Source organism: Chamaesiphon sp. OTE_75_metabat_556 (assembly GCF_031378165.1).
In the GTDB taxonomy this organism is placed as follows: Bacteria; Cyanobacteriota; Cyanobacteriia; order Cyanobacteriales; family Chamaesiphonaceae; genus Chamaesiphon.
Genome location: NZ_JANNDR010000214.1, coordinates 1 through 4,793 on the forward strand (window position 1 = coordinate 1; position 4,793 = coordinate 4,793).

The following is a 4,793-nucleotide window of genomic DNA, read 5'->3' on the forward strand; positions in this document are numbered from 1 at the left end:
CTAAGGACAGACGTACCTATGAAAAAGGTCAAATTATCGAGGAGCCGTGTGACGGGAAACTGTCAAGCACGGTTTTGTAGACGAGCGGCTGTCGTGAGGTAGTCGCTTAGTTTAACTCTGCGTTTCCCCCGCTCTGAGCGATCCCATAATCTTTCCCGTGGATGACGAAGCGATGTAAATGCGCGACGTTTGCGGGGGAAGCTTCCCCCGCAAAGCTCGCTTGGCAATCTGTCCACCCCATGACGATCTGGACGATATAGTGTAAATCAGTGATGGTGCTATTGCTATTGCTATGAACTTTGAACCGCCGCCAAATCATGGGACTGATGCCCAGGATGAAAATCTTGAGTTGGTAGATGATTATTTGCTCGGAGTCAGACATAGAGCCATTTTACCGCATTTCTGGTCTTTCATCTCCCCCCGAAAAAAATCGCTCTCGTCAAAATTCTCCTTCTTCATAATCTGCTGGGGATTTTGTAATTGCCATTCGATCGTGATGTACAGATAGCAGTATCTCGATAATTTGCGCCAAGCCAGATGCCGTTGGATACTCCAGCAAATTTTGTAAGGATAACTCCACTGCGAACAGATCGCGTAATCGCGAGATGACTTGAGTAGCTAACAGGGAATGTCCACCTAAGTCAAAGAAATTATCCTTAATCCCAATCCGTTCTACGCCCAGAACCTCACTCCAGACTCGAACTAGTTGAGCTTCAATCGGTGTTTGAGGTGAAACAAATCCAGTTGCTAGATTTCTGGTGACATCTGCTGTTGGCAAAGCGCGCCGATCGACCTTACCATTGGGTGTCAAAGGCAGCGCATTGAGCAGGAAAAACGCCTGCGGCACCATGTAACTGGGTAGCTGTTGTTGGCTCAATTCCCGCACTTGGGGCACTAACTTCTGGACTAACTTGCCATAGAGCGGATTGTTTGTGTAGTCACTCCAATCTTTAGCCCTGGTTGTCTCTGGCTCCCACAATGGGACAAAATCTGACGTTGAATCGCGACAGAACACTATATCAAAAGAACCATCCTGACTACTGCCCCACCAACTCAGGGATACGGTGTAGCCGAGCTGCTCTCCTAGTTCATACAATCGATCGGGATGAATGCCCAGATTGGGCTGTTGTGCTAAATGTTGTCGCAATTCGCCGACGGTTGAAACGGTGGGGGGATGTTTTAACCAGTCCAAAATCTGGAGGGCTGGTTGGACTCGTTGATTAGGGATATCCCTGATCCCCAAGTGTGCTGGCTGCTCCGTCATCAGTCGATCCTGCAATTGTGGCAACGAAAGTCGATCGAGTTGCCAATTTAACCACGGAACTACCTGTGGTTGGACATCAGCACCCAGATGGAGGGTGACATCATACCGGAATTGGGTGAGTTCATTTTCACCATGACCGCGTTTGGGTTGAATCTCTACCGAGGCAATCTGGGGAAAACGTTGTTTGAGCGCGAGGAAAAAGCGGGGATCGATTAGTAGTTCTTCTTCGGCGGTGATACTTTGCTGTACCTGTTGTTGCCATTGTTCGATACTGCGATCGGACTCGGCACGAGCTAACTGCACAGCGGCATGATATGGCTCCAGCAAGGGCAGACTCCGGACATCACCGATGAAAACCTTGCCTGCGGGTTCGATCGACCTCATTGCCCCGTCTAGCACCTGTAACAGATACTCGACACTGGGGAAATACTGGACTACGGAGTTGATAACTACCGTATCGAAAGCCCCTGGAGGGATCTGGGCAAAGTTATCTGCTGGTTGATGCTGCAATTGCACATTGTCTAAACCCTCGCGCTCCCCACATAATCGCTCCAGATTGCGGATAGTTGCCAAGGAATAATCGGCTCCCCAATATGTTTGGCAATGTGGTGCGACGCGAAAGAGGATTAATCCACTCCCACAGCCGATTTCTAACACTCGCTGGGGTTTGTTCGCGAGTATTCGACTGACGGTATTCTCCACCCATTCCTGCATTTCTGGTGCGGGGATAGGTTGCCCAGTATAGCTACTATTCCAACCACTAATATTAAATGTGGGGTCGGCTGTGGCTACTAGCGTTTGGCTATAGGATTCTTCATAGAGTTTTTGCCAGTCACTGACGTACTCGCTCTGCCATTGAGCCAACTGTGCGGGTAATGCCGTACCTGTGAGCGCAGGCACTAAGTAAGCTACCAAATTGGTATGGAGATTAGTCAGGGAATGATCGCTGGGATGGTCAGGACGGGCGACAACGACAGCCGACTGGACTAGAGGATGTTGGCTCAAAACAGCTTCAATTTCGCCTAATTCGATCCGGAAACCTCGCACCTTAACCTGATTATCGATGCGTCCTAAGTATTCGATCGATCCATCGGGTAAGTAGCAGGCTAAGTCCCCAGTTTTATATAATTTTGATGAGCCAAAGGGATTGGGGATAAATTTCGATCGGGTTAACTCTGGTTGGTTGAGATAGCCCCTGACTACGCCGATCCCACCGATGTGTAACTCCCCTGGAACCCCGATCAGTACAGGTTGTAAGTGAGAGTCTAAAATGTGAACTTGGACGTTGGCAATGGGGCGACCGATAGTTACTTTCGAGTCGAACGGCGTGCATTTGGCAATGGTGGCGCAAACGCTGGCTTCTGTGGGGCCGTAGGCATTGAACAAGTTGCGTCCTGCCGCCCATTTGTCGATCAGTTCGGGCGAACTGGCTTCTCCGGCGACAATGATGGTTTGCAGTGCTGGCAGTTCTTGACTAGGCAGTACTGCTAATGCGGATGGGGGGAGCGTGATATGGGTAATCGCATCAGCGCGTAATCGTTCCATCAAGGGCATACCAGGCATCAGCGCATCTTTGCTGCCCAGATAAAGTGTCGCTCCTGCTCCCAATGCCATCAAAATTTCGGAGATACAAGCATCAAAACTGAAGGAGGCAAACTGGAGCACACGACTATCAGTATCTACCCCAAAAGTCTGAATTTGAGCTTGAGCGAGGTTACACAATCCTCGATGCTCAACCATCACCCCTTTGGGTTTTCCCGTAGAACCGGAAGTATAAATCACATTGGCGAGATTAGCCGCCGTGACGATCTGAGTCGGATTAGCCTGACTAGTCTGAGTGATTTGTGACCAAATCTCATCGATAAAGACAAGTTTAGCTGGAGTTGGGGGCAGTCGATCGACCAGTGACCGTTGCGTCAGTAGGAGTGGCACTTGAGTATCTGCTAGCATCCAGGCGAGCCGCTCTTGAGGATAGTTCGGATCGAGCGGGACATAGGCTCCACCTGCCTTGAGAATGCCTAGTAGTGCCACGATCATGTCTACAGATCGATCGACACAAATACCCACTATTACCTCTGCTGTCACGCCTTGTGACTGTAAATAGTGAGCCAACTGATTAGCGCGACTATTCAATTCGGCATAAGTCAGTTGTTGACTCTCAAAGACAACTGCCACCGCATCTGGAGTTCGCTGCACCTGTGCCTCAACTAACTGGTGAATACACTTGTCGAAGAGAGCCTCGGTGTGAGTGTCGTTCCACTCCTGTAAAAGTTGCTGGCGTTCTGGTGCGGTGAGCAAGGGGAGTAAGGCGACCGACTGTTGGGGATTGGCTACAATTGCGGCTAACAAAGTCCCAAAATGTTGCATCATCCGCGCAATCGTTGCCGCGTCAAATAAGTCTCGGTTGTAAGCGCAAAAGCCCTGCAAGCCTGCGGGGGTGTCCCACAGGTAAACTTCGAGGTCAACCCGCACTGAGTCCATGCCTGAAGGCAGATCTTCGACCTTGACACCAGGCAAATCCCACCCAGTAGTTGGTGCATTTTGGAGCGCAAATACTACCTGTGCCAAGGGATTGCGATCGAAATGCCGCTCTAGGTGCAACTCTTCGACCAACATCTCGAAGGGCAAATCCTGATGGTCGTAAGCATCTTGAGTAACTTGTCGCACCTGGGCGAGAAATGCATCAAAGGTGGGTGATTGGGACAGATCGAATCTTAAGGCTAGACTATTGACAAAAAAGCCAATTAACCCTTCGATTTCGGTGCGGTTGCGATTGGCGATCGGCGAACCAACGACCAGATCCGTTTGATCGCTATAACGGGAAAGTAATACAGCAAAACCCGCCAATAGGGTCATAAATAGCGTGCTACCTGACTCTTGACTGAGCTGTTTAAGCCGCTGGGTGAGTTGAGGATCTAATTGCAGTCGCTCTGTCCCACCGCGAAAAGTCTGGATCGCTGGGCGGGGGCGGTCTGTCGGTAGGTCGATTAGCGATGGTGCGCCCGTTAAGTGTTGTTTCCAGTAGTTTAACTGACGCTCTAGGACTCGATCGGTCAGCCACTGACGCTGCCACACGGCAAAGTCGGCATACTGAACGGGTAACTCTGGTAAAACGGCAGAATTCCCCGTTAAAAAGCTCCGATAATAGGCTGATAATTCACCGATTAAAATGCCTAATGACCAACCATCAGCGGCAATATGGTGAATGGCTAATGTTAGTACATAGTCGTCTGGAGCAACTTGCCATAGCTTGACGCGCAATACTTGCCCATCAGCCAGATCGAAGGGTTGAGAGACTTCTACTGCTGCCAGTTGCTGCACTTGTTGCCAGGGATCTGATTCATGTTGGAGATCTACCACTGGTAACGTAATAGTCAGACTGGGAACGATCGACTGAATTGGTTGGTTATCCTGGAGCTTAAACTGAGTCCGCAGCGGTTCATGGCGATCGACGAGCGCGCCAAAAGCCTGTTCTAAAGCTTTAATATTTAGATTTCCCACTAGCCGCATCGTGAAATCGATCGTATAG

General features: G+C 49.9%; 2 protein-coding genes. Both read right to left on the reverse strand.

All coding sequences use genetic code 11. The features are described from left to right. Nucleotides 1-106: 106 nt before the first annotated feature. A complete protein-coding gene (locus RMO27_RS08845) occupies nt 107-382 on the reverse strand; it encodes an IS1096 element passenger TnpR family protein (protein WP_309731458.1) in 276 nt (91 codons plus the stop codon). A 57-nt stretch (nt 383-439) separates the two neighbouring features. Then, nucleotides 440-4,793 (reverse strand): amino acid adenylation domain-containing protein (locus tag RMO27_RS08850; protein ID WP_396133646.1); only part of this gene is annotated, 4,354 nt, incomplete at its 5' end.